Raw genomic sequence first — 14,810 nt, 5'->3', positions numbered from 1 at the left:
TATTTCCGTTTTTGGGTTAGTCTTTATGATCAACAAGAATACTCTGGCTTGATATTTGTGCGATCGCACTCTTCTAGTTAAAACCACAGGGTTGACACTGGTAAAATACCATAGAACAAGCAGCGACTCACCCGCATCCCTCACGCCATGACTACAACTATTGACTTTCTCAGTCACCTTAACCCTAGCCAACGTCAAGCCGTAGAACACTATTGTGGCCCGTTGTTAGTTGTGGCTGGCGCTGGTTCTGGTAAAACACGCGCACTAACTTATCGCATCGCTAACTTGATTCTCAAACACCGTGTCAATCCGGAAAATATCTTGGCGGTGACTTTTACCAACAAAGCCGCACGAGAAATGAAGGAACGTATTCAAAAGCTATTCGCCGAACAATTGGCGATGACGCAACACGGGACAAAATTTGATTTATTACCAGAACACGAACAAACAAAACTGCGATCGCAAGTTTACCGCACAACTATCAAAGATTTGTGGTGCGGCACATTCCACAGTTTATTTTCGCGGATTTTGCGGTTTGATATTGAGAAATATCAAGATGAAAAGGGGCGCAAATGGAATCGGAATTTTTCTATTTTCGATGAATCTGATGCTCAATCTTTAGTTAAAGAAATCGTCACTAAACAATTAAACCTCGACGATAAAAAGTTTGAACCGCGTTCTGTACGCTACGCTATTAGTAACGCCAAAAACCAAGGTTTGTCACCCCAAGAATTTGAAAAAGACCAGCCGAATTATCGCGGACGGGTAATAGCTCAAGTTTACAGTTCCTATCAAGATAAATTAGCAGAAAACAATGCCCTCGATTTTGATGATTTAATTCTTGTCCCTACTAAGCTATTTCAACAAAACGAGCAAGTATTAGGTTATTGGCATCGCAAATTTGGTCATATTTTGGTAGATGAATATCAAGATACCAACCGCACTCAATATGACTTGATTCGGTTGTTAGTGACCAATGGTGAAGAGAGAAAAAGCGAATGGAATTGGCAGAATCGCTCGGTATTTGTAGTAGGCGATGCTGACCAATCAATTTATAGTTTCCGTATGGCAGACTTTACCATTTTACTAGAATTTCAGAACGATTTCGGCGATGGTTTGCCAGATGAAGATACCCGCACAATGGTGAAGTTAGAAGAAAACTATCGCTCTTGTGAAAATATTTTACAAGCGGCGAACGAATTAATTGAAAATAATACCCAACGCATTGATAAAGTTCTCAAGCCAACGCGGGGAAGTGGTGAACAAATTTATTGTCATAAAGCCGATGATGAACTGGCGGAAGCAGATTTTGTCATTCGCCAAATTCGCACCTTAGAACATCAACATCCCGAATTAAATTGGGGTAGTTTTGCAATTTTGTATCGCACTAACGCTCAATCTCGCCCCTTTGAAGAATTGTTGGTGAGGAATCAAATTCCTTATACAGTGGTGGGGGGGATGAAATTTTATGACCGCAAAGAAATTAAAGATGTGATAGCTTATCTCAGAGCGATCGCCAACCCATCTGACACAGTCAGTTTATTGCGCGTCATCAATACTCCGCGGCGGGGAATTGGTAAAGCCACCATTGATAACTTAATTAACGCCTCGCAGCAATTAGGTGTTAGCTTGTGGGAAATTCTCAGTGATGAAACATCTGTGAATACATTAGCTGGGCGTTCAGCAAAAGCGGTGAATAATTTTGGCCAAATGATTGGCCGCTATCAAGAACAAGTCGCCACAGTTCCAGTTTCCGAAATCGTCATGGGTTTGTTAGAAGAATCTGGTTACGTCCAAGACTTACAAAGCCAAGGTACAGATGAAGCAGAAGACAGAATTCAAAACGTTCAAGAACTTTATAACGCCGTTCTGCAATTTCAAGAAGAAAATGAGGATGTTTCCTTAACAGCATTTTTGCAAAGTACAGCCTTGAGTTCTGATTTAGATAATTTAAAAGAAGGACAAACAGCAGTTTCTTTGATGACTCTACATGCTTCTAAGGGGCTGGAATTTCCCGTAGTCTTTTTGGTGGGTTTAGAACAGGGATTATTCCCCAACTACCGTTCCATGAACGACCCCGCATCCTTAGAAGAAGAACGCCGCTTGTGTTATGTAGGAATTACCCGCGCCCAAGAAAGGTTACATTTATCCTTCGCCCGCGAACGCCGTTTATATGGTTCACGGGAACCTGCATTGCGATCGCAATTTCTAGACGAATTACCCCCAGAATTATTAACTAGCCAAAGTAAAATTCGTCAAAATTATCCTAGTAGAACTGCTACAACAAACAACGGACAGCAAGACGGCTCTCACAATTGGCAAGTTGGTGATCAAGTACTACACAAAACCTTTGGAATTGGGGAAATAACTCACATTTTCGGTTCAGGAAATAAAATATCGGTAGCAATTAAATTTGCTAGTTTAGGTCAAAAAATTATTGACCCCAGAGTAGCTCAATTGCAAAAAGTAGATTGAATATTCTCAAAAACCTAAACCCTCAGCCCCCTTCCCTGCGAGGGAAGGAGGTAGTTCAACTCCCCTCTCCGCGTCGGAGCGAAAAGTTGAGCCAGTACGTTGGACGGGTTCCCCGGCATAAAGCAACTGGCGTTGCGCGTCCGGGTTTCCCGGCGCAAAACTTTTCAAGACAGAGAGGTTAGGGGAGAGGTTATTTTATGATTACTGAATTGGTGTTTTAAAAAACGCTATAAATCGAGATCACAAGATTAATAAAAACTCCCTGATTTCCGATGTTCAATAGCAGTCATACCATCATTTGTTAACATTTCTCCTTTATCGACAACCGCATAAATCAACCATCTGTCTCCAGATTCCAATTGATTCTGCACTGTACATTCTAAATAGGCTAATGCGTCATCAAGAATGAGACAACCATTAGCCGCAGTTTGGGTGGAAAGATTAGCAAATGAATTGTCTCCTGAAGTGCTATGACGGGAAAAATAGCGGCGGACATTTCTACCTTCTTTGAGAATATTCAACACAAATTTATCACCAGGATGACGCATCAAATCAGCGTTTTGCTCTTGAGAAATTGCAATCATAATTCCTGGTGGATTAAAAGTTGCCTGTGATACCCAAGAAGTTAAAATACCTTTGTGGCTATTTTGGTCACGAGTTGTCACAACACACAAAGAACCAACAACTCGTCCGACAGCTTGTTCTGTACGGTCTACTTGTGCTTCTGTAACTACTTGACGAGGGACACGAAGTTTTTTATTTTTTTTCAAAGTTTGGGCAAAGGTAGCACCCGCAGTTGTACACTGTTGGAGAATCTCCTCAGTTGGACTAAAGCGTACGCGGATGGTTTCAAACCCTAAACGATAATTGGCATCTGTGAGTTTGCTTTCTAATAAATCAATGGCTTCGCCACTCCAACCGTAGGAACCAAAAACACCGGCTAACTTAGTTTTTGTAGCTGTTGACAGGACTATTCCTAAAGCTGTTTGCACTTGTGTAGGTGCGTGACCGCCTAAAGTGGGTGAACCAATAATAAATCCATCACAGGCTTCTATGAGGCGAGTAATTTCTGCTGTGTCTGCTAGTTCGCAGTTGATTGACTCTACATTAATACCATTTTGAATTAATCCTTGAGCGATCGCATTCGCTAAAATTGCCGTATTCCCATAAGCTGAAGCATACAGTAAAGCTACGCTAAACTCTGGCGATTTTTGCCCTTGACACCATTGGCGGTAATCGTAAGTAAAACGACTCAAGCTATAACGCACAACTGGGCCATGCGCCGGAGCATAATATCTCGCGCCTAAGCTTGTCAATTTATCTAAGGCTACTTCGACTTGTTTGGCTTGGGGTGCATGAAGACACTCAAAATAATAACGGCGTTCCGCATCTAATTTTTTCCAGTCTTCGTCAAATAGAGTGTCTTCGCAGATATGAGCGCCAAAAAATTTGTCTGTATACAAAATCTTGCTACCAGAATCATAAGTACAGAGTCCATCTGCCCATCGAGGAGTTGGTACAGTGATAAATGATAGAAAATGACCTTGTCCTAAATCTAAAGTATCTTCGGAACGTACCGCTTGAATGTGTGTTTCCCATTCGGGAAAGGAGGATTTCAAAGCATTAGCCGCCGGACGAGAGCAAATTACCGTTGCTTGCGGTGCATGAGATAGTAATACTTGAAGTGTGGTGCGGCGGTTGGGGTTAACATGATTGAGAATAATGTAATCTAGAGTGGCTAAATCGAGATGTTGCCCTAGTTCCTGGATGTAGATGTCGGTAAAAGATTCACCAGGCGGGTCAATTAAAGCTGTTTTATCAGCCTTAATTAAATAAGAATTGGCGGTGGTTCCTTTTTGGCGGGAATATTCCACCTCAAATTTTAGTCTTTCCCAAGTCCGCGATCGCAAAATTATTGTATCCTGTCCAATTTCTGCAACCTGAACATCTCTAGGACGACTGGGTGTGATAGTAGTCATGGATATATTAACCTCTAAAAAAGTTTGAAGTATGAAATATGAAGTATGAAAATTTTTTGGGCTTCATGATAGAGGCTTGAATTTTCCAAGTTACTCATAGGTGAAACCATGAATTTTTATCAAGCTGGATATACTAATTTATCCATTTCATACTTCGTATTTACTAATGATTTATGCGATGGCTTTTGTAGCGTTGAGATACTTGTTGTTCTGGATCAATACCTTCAAATGTAGGCGGTAGCCAAACTCGTAAAACTAAGAGAATTCCTAGGACTAATAAGAAGGCACAAGTTGCTAAAACTTGAGTCCAATTAGTTTCTAATACACCTTTAACAATCACTTCGCGCAATGCGGAAACAATTGAAACTTCGACGGCCACCCCAATAGATATACGTTGTTCTTGTAAGTAAATAATCAGCAACCGGAACAACTCAACTAAAATTAACAAGAAAAGAATATCGGCAGTGACAACTTGAAAGTTCAGAGGAGGTAACAGCGAGAGAAACATATCTCTCACCTGAATCACCATGAAGCTAAATAAGCCAATACATAAAGAAATGACAATCACATCTTGAATCATTTCTAAGCTGCGAACAACACGAACTCTATTGAGTTCATAGCCATTAATTGAGTTATCATCAACAGGTTTATACATGGTTTGTTATAAAGAATGATGGATTATTAACTAAGTAAAAAGGTAATAAATATTCTCTTTTTACTTTTACCTTCTTACAAAGTTAGGCGGGGCGGAAACCGACACCGCCACGCCAGTTCACTCAACGGGGGAAACCCCCGCACGTGACTGGCTCAACTTTGCGCTTTTTACTTTTGCCTTTTTACTTTTGCCTTTATTTAGTAGTGATTACCAACTTTGCGGTGATGAACAGCAGTGAGTGCATTGATGTTGGCTACTCGTCCGGTTTTCACGGTGCTATAAATCACCCAATGATCACCACAATCCATGCGGCTGGTGATTTCACATTCCATGTAAGCTAAAGCGTCAGCGAGAATGGGGGAACCATTCGCCGCAGGATAGGTTTTCACGCCAGCAAAGCGATCGCTACCAGGAGGGAAACGCTTGAGGAAGTGTTTCATATAACCTTGGTAGTTCCCTTCTTCCAGGACATTTAAGACAAAGCGATCGCCTACGTGCATCAAGGATTCAATGGCGCGTTCTTTAGCCACAGCAATTGCTACTCCTAAAGGATTGGCGCTGGCTTGTGTTACCCAAGACGCAAACATGGCGCTGTGAATTTCGGCTTTTTTGGCGGTGATGATGTATAAGCCTGTGCTAATGCGTCCCAGAGCCTTTTCTAAATCAGTGTTGATGGACTTGATTTGTTTAATGGCGCGATCGCGGTTTAACCATAATCCAATATCTGTCCCCGCTTCATCACACAATTGTTCTGTGGCTCTGGTGGGAGTTTCTTTAATTAAAATTGGTGGAAAAGCTTCAGTTAATCCAATTTCTTGAAACTTGTTGCGTAAAGGATAAACTGGTTCATCTTCTCCTCCTCCCGACTCAAATAAACCCACAGCTTGTTTATGATGAGCCGCCGCCAATATTGTGCTTAATGCTGTTTGAGCAACTATAGCAGATTGGGGTGGCATTCCAATGACTAAACCAGCAGCTTGTGAGACTAATTCCCGAATTTCTTGAGGTTCAGTGTTATTCAGCGGTACTAATTCAACTACTACTCCAGTTCTAGTAATGCCATGTGCAATATAACGGGCAATACCTTCACTATAACCGTAATCTTCTGTGTAAAATAACGCTACAAATGACTCAGTTTTTGTTTGTTCTAAACTCCAAGTTTGATAGCGGTTTATCCATTCAGAAGTATTATGTTTTAGCAATGGCCCATGACCTGTTGCTACTGTTAATATCTCTAATTTTTCAATGCGTTTTAAAGCTGCCAAAACTGAACGCGCATTTGGCCCCATCAGACAGTCATAATAATAATGAAAATCTTCTTCAATAATGGCTAAATTTTCATCGAATGTATGATCATCGCAGTAGTGCATCCCAAACACATCACAGGTGTAGAGAATGCCTGTTTTGTAGTCATAAGTAAAGATTGTGTCCGGCCAGTGCAGGTTAGGAGCCGAGATAAACTCTAATTCATGACCATTGCCTAAATCTAAGCGATCGCCATTTTTCACAATTATAGATTTAAATGGCTGGTGAACCATATTTTCTAAAAATTGGATCGCTACTTTTGCACCCACAACAGTAATATTCGGCGCTAATCGCAAAATATCTTTAACTAGTCCACTATGGTCTGGTTCTGTGTGACTAATAATCAAATAATCTATTTTTGTCGGCTCAATTAATCCTGTTAATATTTCTAAGTACAATTGCTCAAATTTACGGTGTGAAGTGTCAACTAAAGCAATCTTTTCACCTTGAATTAAAAAAGAATTATATGTTGTACCATTACGTAAACCAAACTCAATATCAAAACGCTCTCTATCCCAATCAAGGCAACGAATTGCGGTAGTTTGAGTGGCAATTTCAATAGTTTGGATAGTTAAACGTGATGGATGAGAAAAAATTGGAGTAGTTTCTGTGAGTGCTACCATTGGGTTTCTCCAAAAGAAATTTATCTGGAGTGAATCTGCTTACTCTTATATTGAACTGTTATTTTGATTTGGTAAAATGCCAATTTCTAAAGTTACTCATCAGGAAGTTTTATTTATGATTAAAATTGGTTTAGCATTGTAATTAATCAATGTTTATCATTAGTTTTTGAATGAGCAGATACCCGACTTCTTCAAGAAGTCGGGTATCTGAAGGCCATTAGAAGTGCAATAGTCTCCATGTCCTCAATCTTTCTTCCTCCGCCTACTCAACAGATTCATTGCGACATAACCCAACATGCTGGGATAAAACTATCGGTGCTGCGTCTCGACTTAATGCACCCGTGGGTAAATGGGAATAAGTGGTTTAAGTTGAAATACAATCTTTTAGAGGCTGAGGAGAAGAATTTTTCAACGCTGCTGACCTTTGGCGGTGCTTATTCTAACCATATTTTTGCAACCGCAGCCGCAGGGAAATTATTTGGATTGCAGACAATTGGTGTTATCCGTGGTGAGGAAAGATTACCACTGAATCCTACTTTAAGTTTTGCTGTACAACAGGGTATGCAGCTTGTATATTGCGATCGCACTACTTACAGACAACGCCACACCACAGAATTACACGCACAGCTAAGAGAACGCTACGGTGAAGTATTTATCATTCCTGAAGGTGGAAGTAACTTAAACGGTGTGCGCGGTTGTACAGAAATACTCCCAGAAGTTGGAGACTTTGATGTTGTTTGCGTTGCTTGTGGTACAGGTACGACTTTTGCAGGGATTTTACTTTCACTAACTCACAAGCAAAGAGGAATCGCTTTTCCCATCCTCAAAAATGGTTCATTTCTGCAATCAGAAATTGACAGCTTATTACAGAGTTATCTTGCTTCTGGTTTACCAACACCAAATAACTCTGTGTGTGCGGGGGAATTAATCTGTGATTACCACTTTGGCGGTTATGCCAAAATCAACGATGAATTAATCAAGTTTAGCCAGCAATTTCACCAAACCCACGGTATACTTTTAGACTACGTCTACACCGCCAAGATGTTTTATGGGGTGATGGATTTATTACAACAAGGATTTTTTAGTAAAGGCGATCGCCTACTACTTGTTCACACTGGTGGTTTACAAGGGAATTTAGCTAGAGATCAATCAGCCTTGAGGATTGAACAACGTCTCCAGTAAAGGTAGAACCTGAATCTACATCAATTCAGGTAGTCAATATGCTGCTGACAGTTGAGAATATACCTATGTGAAGTGCTGATATCTTTTGAACTATTTCACTTCCGTAATCTTCAAGGTGTAAGGGTAATATTGACCTTCTTTGTATGAACCTACCCAAATTTGATAATTTCCTGGTAGCCATTCACCACTCATACCAGGATTTTTGCCCTCGAAATCGTCATTACACCATGTACCGCCAGGCCCTTTAACAATCATAGTTACATCCTGGGGACTCTGCACTTGTAATTTGAGATAATCAAATTTGGTTGTGAGTGCTAAGGTATGGTCTGGTGCCTCATCCACAAATCCATCACAAGGCCCAGTGAGTGTTTCTCTCCTACCAGCAATTTTACTTCCAGAGAATGAACCGCCACTCATTCCCCGAACAGTTAGAGGATCTGGGGAAAATGGATGGTTGACAGTCACATCTCCAAATATCGGTGGTGCTTCTTGAGCATTAGTGATGGTATTAGTTGTTGATGTGACGCAGAAAGCCAATATCGTCAAAGATAATCGTATCCCTCTATTTAAAGATGTTTTCGACATTGCGATTACATAAGTTTCTCAGTGCTTTGAAAGACACGAATTTTACACACTAAGTTCCCAATATGAGAGGAATTGACTATTTATCTTTTTTGTAGCACTCATTGGCGATCGCCAACAGTCTCATTCAATTGTCCTCTTAGCCAAACCAATGAGATGCAACTAAATTCGGATCGACTGCTTCGGGGATGTAGCGATGAATATCCTCCACTGCTTCACCTAAAACTTTTTCAATTCCTTGGCGAATAACGGATTCTAGGTGCAATGAACGTTCTAAAGAACGACACATAGATTCGGAACAATTAAATTCTGGTTTTTCTGCTACATCAACTGTGATGTACTGATTGGGAATTCTGCTTAAAATATAAGCAACTAGAGTTTGCCTAATATCTGGATTGGCAAAAGCTTCCTGATAGGGATGATGAGGGTAAGTGTCTAAAATACTCTCAAGCTCTTGAACAACTATGGATATTGTCAGATTAATCAAAGTTTTAGTCATTTTAAATCGCCTCTTTTAATGTGGATTTTTGATATGAGGCACCAATCATGGTGTTTTTATCAAAAAAATAAAAATAATTCGCTCACAAATATTGATGAGTACTGAATATTTTTTAGCAATGAGAAGATATTAAGCCTAAATTGATAGTTTGTTGGAGTGCATTTTCAAAAGTCACACCTTGTTTATTAGCAATATATAAAAATACTATAGCGGCTGAACGAATAGCATCATCACAATGAATCAACGTAGGTTTTGATGATTGATTGATAACTCGAAAAATTTCGAGTGCGGCTTGATGATTAATTTCTCTCAAATTTGTCGGAAAATTAATATACTGTAATCCTAACAACTCCACTTTTGCTTGTTCGTTATCTAATGAGCTTGTTTCATCTGGCGATCGCAGATTGAGTATCGACTTGTAACCCTCATTAGCCAATTCCTGTAATTGGTCTAATGTAATTTGTCCGGCGATCGCTAACTCATCGTTAATTTTCCTAACAGTAATCATATTTGCCGCCTTACTTGATTGGGGCGACTTACTTGGTCGCCCATATCACCTTAATGTCTACGTTTATCTTCAGAAATATCACCTTCAAATGGTTGAACGCCCGTTTCTGGGTAATTATCATCTCTAGGACTAAAAATTCTCTTGGCTGCACCTAAAATATAAGTGAAAACTTGCGTCGTACCATCTGTAATTGATTGTATTATTTTGGCAATGGACATAAATTCTTCTCCTAATTGATTTTTGAAAAACTTTAGTTGTTTCTTGATATAAATAGAATTCAGGAGTCAGAATGCACAGATGAATCAGCACAAAAACGCCTAAGTAAATAAAGCTTGTCTTACCTACACTGTTAATTTAGAAGAACAATTTGAGGAACTTGTGAGGATAGCAACAGGATTACAATTTTGGTTTCTTATTATTAGGTTTAAGTTTAGGTTTAGGTTTAGGCTGACTAATGCGACTTGATACTTTACGTTTCTTGACTTTGTGAGGAATTAAACCGCGAATTCCCTGCTTTTGCATTCGCTTATATGCCGAACCGCCCCAATCGCTAAGAGAATGACTCATCGCGCCGAGTTCCAAACCAAGAAATAGGGCAAGATATTCTGTACTATAGCCAACAAGCGATCGCTCGACATTTTTACCTAAAGCTTGCCAATTAAATGCGGTGCTTCCCAGTTTTTCGATAATTATCGACACGATTAACGCGGCGATCGCCAGCAATACCGAAAGGTAAATTACCCGCAGTGTCGTGCCAATAATCGGCCCGTGTGATAAGAAAGAACGATGACGCAAGCTTTTTTGATAAGGTAGCCAAATCCAGCGCAAGTATCCCCAGCGTTGATATTGCCGAGAGTAAATATCTAAATCGGGGCCAAACATCAGACCGCCAAACATAAACCCGCCAGCCACCAGCAGAGTCACGCTGCTACTGCGAGTCTGCCAAAAAGACACGCCCGCCACCAACGGCAAAGCCCATAAAGTAATGCGATCGTGCGTTTGACCAGAGGGCATTTACAGGTTCTCAAAAAGAAGGAAAAAATTTTTTCTCAAAAATACTAGCGCGATTCAAAATATTTTGCTATATTGATTGTTAGTGAAATGAACGGGCGGTTAGCTCAGTTGGTAGAGCGCCTGCCTTACAAGCAGGATGTCATCAGTTCGAGTCTGGTACTGCCCATATACCTAAAAGCCGCTATTACTGCGGCTTTTTGTGACTTTACCCATAACTTTGCCGCAACGGCAAGCTTATGCTTCCAATAAAAGGCGGCAAAGTTATGGTTCCAGTTTTTAAAGCGTATAGGTAAAACTATAACAGCTTATAAACCAAACTCACGTCGTGCATTATTAAAAGCAGCGCGGATTTGTTTATATCTAAAACATCCTGGATTTGTAATTAATTCACAAACGCGAGCTTCTGTTGGATAGATACCCTGAGCATTAAGGCTAAGGACAATCTCTCTAACGTCATTGCATAATTTTTCTATGCTTTTGAGACGACAAGCTTTGTTGTAATCATGACATTTAGCAGAAATAGCACTACACAAATCTGGAAAGTGTCTAGAAATAGTTCTATTGTGATGACCTAACCGCTTTGCAACTTCTTCCATTGTTGGTGGTGGTTCTTCATTAGCTGCAAGTATTGCTAATAAAGCATCTCTTACTTTATGTTGGTCGAAAACTTTTGGAGATACCCTTGGTGTGTGAGAAAGTTGGAGGTACTTCTGCGAGATTTTTGTAAAAGATTTAGTGACTAGATTTTTTGGAGCAAGAAATTCTACCAACGATATCTCTAATTCGTAACAAATCTTCAGAAGTATATTTAGCTCTGGCAAAGTTTTAGTAGATTGCCACATCCACAAACTATTTCTTGGTACTCCAATAAGACGAGAAAATGCAGCTGCATTATTTTCTGCAACTTTATCAATAACTAAATTTAATGATTTTGTAATATTTTCCTTGGATGGGGGAGATTCAAAGCTTTGAGTAGCTAAAATTAACTCTCCTACAACATTGGCAGTCCAAGACTGCCACTCCAACTGTAAATTTATTGATACTTCATCATCTGTAAATGTTTTAAGGCATTGATTTATGCCTAACCACTCTCCACACTTTGAACAGTAACCAGGTTTTGAGTACCAGCTTAATAAAAGTGATTGATGATTGCAGTGAGGGCAAACCTCAATTAAGGGTTTTTGATGCTGAGGGCAAATTGTAATTAGTTTGATTGTCCAAAGCAATTGCTCATAAACTACTTGCCCGTTTTGGTATTGCTCTTGGTAACAAATTGGACACCAAGCTTTTTTAGTGCGAAATAAATTGCGTGGAGTCAAAATGTCTGACCAAAACAGCATGGTTAAAAAACGCAAGTCATCTCTAAGCGTCAGTTTTTGTAACACTTGAACTAAATCTGCTGCCATCTCTCCCATGCCATTTAAAGCTTGACTACGATTGAAGATTTCACGAAAACCTCGATTAGCTCCATTTTGGAAATACAGTTTATTGACCAGTGGAGCAATTTCTCTAGTCATCAAGATACCTGGAAGAACTCTATGCAACTCTGCTATCCGTGCGATATAACCTGTTAAACTCTCTATGTAAGGTGTACCAAGACCTATAGGTTGAGGTTGATAGAGACGACTACGTTGTGGAATTAATGGCTTTTTTAAATCCCAAGATTCGTATGTTGTTAGTTCATTAGCTAACATCTTGCTGCACTCCGATGGGATCTCTTTTAGGTTTGCGTTTGCCAACCTTTCCTGACGGACGAGTAGTTTTTGGGTTTTCTTCTGGTAGTGCGATTGGTTTTGCGCCAAGTCCTAATGCAGAGCGTAAGTCTTGAACATCTTTTTCTGTTTCAGATAATTGTCGTTCGCCTTCTTGAATGTCTTTGAACATTTTCTGACACTGAGAAACCGACAAAGCACGTTTTTGTAAATCTTTAACAGTGATTGTTGTTGCTTCTCGATCCAGGGCATCTTTCAGAACACGCTTCAGCCAATCTTTCAGTGTGCCAATACATCCTAAAGTACGTTCGTAAAAATATTCCCACTGATCGACTAAATTTGGAGTTTCTGCTAGTGGCAGATGCTGTTGAAAAGTTAACAACACACTCTTAAAAGCCTGTACATCTTCTGGGCTATCAGCACAATAACGGCGGAAATGAATATCAACACTACGACGTGAGAGTTGACCGCTCAAATTACGGAATGTCAGTAGTTCGTATGTTCCTAATAGACAGTGCAAGATGCCTGTCATGTTTGCTAAAGATTTGAGACTGTCTAATTGATCTTGTAGCTTGTATCCGCTTGCCACCTTACCAAAATGTTGTGCTTCATCTACAAAAAACACTTCTGGATGACGATGGATGAGAGCATTTTCTAAAGCTCTGCGTAGAGCAGGTGCAACTACTTTCGACTCAACATTAATTTTGCCAAAATTATCGCGAGAGATACCACGCACACCGTAATCAAACTTGTGATCGATTAATGGTTCTTCCAAGGTAATTAAGGCGCGTGTATAGTATTCTTTCCAGTTGAAGTATCTCGATTCTGGGGCTAGAGCTTCAATACCAACAACAGGAACACGACCGCGATCGCTTTCCAGTTGAGGTAATACTAGTTCCTTTAATTTCTGCTCAACGCGGAGCCACAAAGTTGTTTTACCGATACCGCTAGGGCCATAAACAAAAATGAATGATGCCCCTGCGGGTTCAGCAATTGTTCGCATGAGAATTTCATAGACTTCTTTAAGTCGAGGATGCGCTACGGTGTAATCCTTAAAATAAGCAAGCCTTTCTGTAGTAGGCCGTGTGAGGAGTTCAAGGGGAAATCCAGTAGATTTTGTCATAATTAAAACTCTTCATACATTACAAGTATTTCTGGGACGATCGCTTCATCTTCAGCTACTTGAGTATCAGTATTTTCAAAAGTAACTGGAATAAGTTGTGGTTGTTCGTTACGGATTGTTGTCGCTTTTCCGCCCTCAATTACTCGGAATACTTCCTTAACTTCTACATCATAGGAACGCTGTTGTAATAGAGCTTCTTGAGCTTCTACTGATGTTAAAAATTCTGCTAGATTCTTAGCTGAAACTTGAGATTGTCGTCCATAATTTGAGGAGCGTTTGCGTAACTCAGCGCTAGCTAACTTCAGTTCTTTTTCTGAACGACCTTGGAGTTCTGTATAATATTGAGAAATACACTGTACCCACTGTCCGCGAACAAAGGCGTAAGCGATACCAATATTAAACGGGTCATATCTGATTGGAACAGAGGTATTTTCAATTTGCGGGTCGCGAAAACTATTAGACCAATAGTAGATGTAGTTAATTTTTACGCCGCGTGCAACCTGAACTTTAGCTTTTCCCTCTGAAGTTGTAGGTAAGGTAAGAATCTGAAAGTTTTCATCGTAAGGAATCATGCGGTGAACCCGACTGCCACCAATTGCCATACCCGCAGCAAAGGCATCCCTGGGACTTTGGAAAAGTGCTGGATGTTCGTCTGTATCGTAAACTTCGTAGGCCCAAGCACAAAGATATTCATAAAGCAAACCAAGTGTCCATACAGCTTGATTTTTAGGGTTAACTGACTTGGTGACTTGGCGCACATTACGCGTTATTTGCGTATTACCGAGTAAGTTATGGACAAATTGAGTGTTTGAAGTTCCAAATAGACGTTCGCAGACCGACCCAAAACGAGCCTTAGCTGGGGGTCTTTGCTTTTTTGTACATTCAAAAGTAGCTAGTAGTGTTTCAAAGTAAACGCTATGAAATTCAGTACCGTTATCTACGACTACAAATTGGGGAAGTCTACCGTGACGCTTGACACAAATTCTTAGCACCATTAAGCAAGAACGATATGAAGGTGAATCAAACGTTAGGTAAACTGCCAGCAATCGCCGTGAGTAAGCATCTACGAGAAATGTTGCCCAAGGTCTGCCAAGATTGCGACCTGTACGAGAGCAAACTAGTTCTACATCTAGCTGAGTATGATCTATGTGTC

At 40.2% G+C, this 14,810-nt stretch carries 13 protein-coding genes and 1 tRNA gene; 3 read left to right on the top strand and 11 right to left on the bottom strand.

Annotation, left to right across the window (positions count from 1 at the left end; translation table 11 throughout):
- Window positions 1-147 precede the first annotated feature (147 nt).
- Window positions 148-2,475: a DNA helicase PcrA gene (pcrA, locus tag AC504W_RS24660; RefSeq protein WP_494874873.1), complete on the top strand. Its 2,328-nt coding sequence runs from the start codon at window positions 148-150 to the stop codon at window positions 2,473-2,475.
- A gap of 248 nt (window positions 2,476-2,723) precedes the next feature.
- Here the strand turns inward: pcrA and AC504W_RS24655 are convergent, their stop codons facing one another.
- The 3 genes from AC504W_RS24655 to AC504W_RS24645 all read right to left on the bottom strand — a co-directional run bounded on the left by AC504W_RS24655 (window position 2,724) and on the right by AC504W_RS24645 (window position 7,037).
- A complete protein-coding gene (locus AC504W_RS24655) occupies window positions 2,724-4,454 on the bottom strand; it encodes a diflavin flavoprotein (RefSeq protein WP_494874872.1) in 1,731 nt (576 codons plus the stop codon).
- 163 nt (window positions 4,455-4,617) lie between these two features.
- Window positions 4,618-5,109, bottom strand: a complete 492-nt coding sequence (locus AC504W_RS24650) for a phosphate-starvation-inducible PsiE family protein (RefSeq protein WP_096580811.1) — start codon at window positions 5,107-5,109, stop codon at window positions 4,618-4,620.
- A 197-nt stretch (window positions 5,110-5,306) separates the two neighbouring features.
- The gene (locus AC504W_RS24645) at window positions 5,307-7,037 is read right to left on the bottom strand and encodes a diflavin flavoprotein (RefSeq protein WP_494874871.1); all 1,731 of its coding nucleotides are present in this window, start codon (window positions 7,035-7,037) and stop codon (window positions 5,307-5,309) included.
- Window positions 7,038-7,274: 237 nt separating this feature from the next.
- On the opposite strand from AC504W_RS24645, the gene AC504W_RS24640 reads away from it, so the two are divergent.
- Window positions 7,275-8,219, top strand: coding sequence for a 1-aminocyclopropane-1-carboxylate deaminase/D-cysteine desulfhydrase (locus tag AC504W_RS24640; RefSeq protein ID WP_494874870.1), 945 nt, complete (start codon window positions 7,275-7,277; stop codon window positions 8,217-8,219).
- A gap of 90 nt (window positions 8,220-8,309) precedes the next feature.
- On the opposite strand, the gene AC504W_RS24635 is transcribed toward AC504W_RS24640, so the two are convergent.
- The 5 genes from AC504W_RS24635 to AC504W_RS24615 form a co-directional block, all read right to left on the bottom strand.
- Entirely contained in the window at window positions 8,310-8,804 is a 495-nt protein-coding gene (locus AC504W_RS24635) for a hypothetical protein (protein WP_096580805.1), read from the bottom strand.
- Between the two features lie 136 nt (window positions 8,805-8,940).
- Complete coding sequence (locus AC504W_RS24630) at window positions 8,941-9,300, bottom strand: hypothetical protein (protein WP_494874869.1); 360 nt, start codon at window positions 9,298-9,300, stop codon at window positions 8,941-8,943.
- A 112-nt stretch (window positions 9,301-9,412) separates the two neighbouring features.
- Window positions 9,413-9,808: a protein tyrosine phosphatase family protein gene (locus AC504W_RS24625; protein WP_494874868.1), complete on the bottom strand. Its 396-nt coding sequence runs from the start codon at window positions 9,806-9,808 to the stop codon at window positions 9,413-9,415.
- 50 nt (window positions 9,809-9,858) lie between these two features.
- The gene (locus tag AC504W_RS24620; RefSeq protein ID WP_187308058.1) at window positions 9,859-10,026 is read right to left on the bottom strand and encodes a hypothetical protein; all 168 of its coding nucleotides are present in this window, start codon (window positions 10,024-10,026) and stop codon (window positions 9,859-9,861) included.
- 178 nt (window positions 10,027-10,204) lie between these two features.
- Window positions 10,205-10,822, bottom strand: coding sequence for a metal-binding protein (locus tag AC504W_RS24615; protein ID WP_494874867.1), 618 nt, complete (start codon window positions 10,820-10,822; stop codon window positions 10,205-10,207).
- Window positions 10,823-10,915: 93 nt separating this feature from the next.
- Here AC504W_RS24615 and AC504W_RS24610 point away from each other — a divergent pair.
- Window positions 10,916-10,988 (top strand) — tRNA-Val (locus tag AC504W_RS24610).
- A gap of 139 nt (window positions 10,989-11,127) precedes the next feature.
- Here the strand turns inward: AC504W_RS24610 and AC504W_RS24605 are convergent.
- From AC504W_RS24605 to AC504W_RS24595, 3 genes are read right to left on the bottom strand one after another with little or no spacing between them, the layout of a single operon-like run.
- Window positions 11,128-12,516, bottom strand: coding sequence for a TniQ family protein (locus AC504W_RS24605; RefSeq protein ID WP_494879456.1), 1,389 nt, complete (start codon window positions 12,514-12,516; stop codon window positions 11,128-11,130).
- On the bottom strand, window positions 12,506-13,657 hold the full coding sequence (locus AC504W_RS24600) for an AAA family ATPase (protein ID WP_494874865.1): 1,152 nt from the start codon (window positions 13,655-13,657) through the stop codon (window positions 12,506-12,508). The genes AC504W_RS24605 and AC504W_RS24600 overlap by 11 nt, the downstream gene beginning before the upstream one ends.
- A 2-nt stretch (window positions 13,658-13,659) precedes the next feature.
- Window positions 13,660-14,805, bottom strand: coding sequence for an integrase catalytic domain-containing protein (locus AC504W_RS24595; protein WP_494879672.1), 1,146 nt, complete (start codon window positions 14,803-14,805; stop codon window positions 13,660-13,662).
- Window positions 14,806-14,810 lie beyond the last annotated feature (5 nt).

The organism is Nostoc sp. C96, from assembly GCF_059384975.1.
This window is presented reverse-complemented; position numbering and strand designations above follow the sequence as displayed.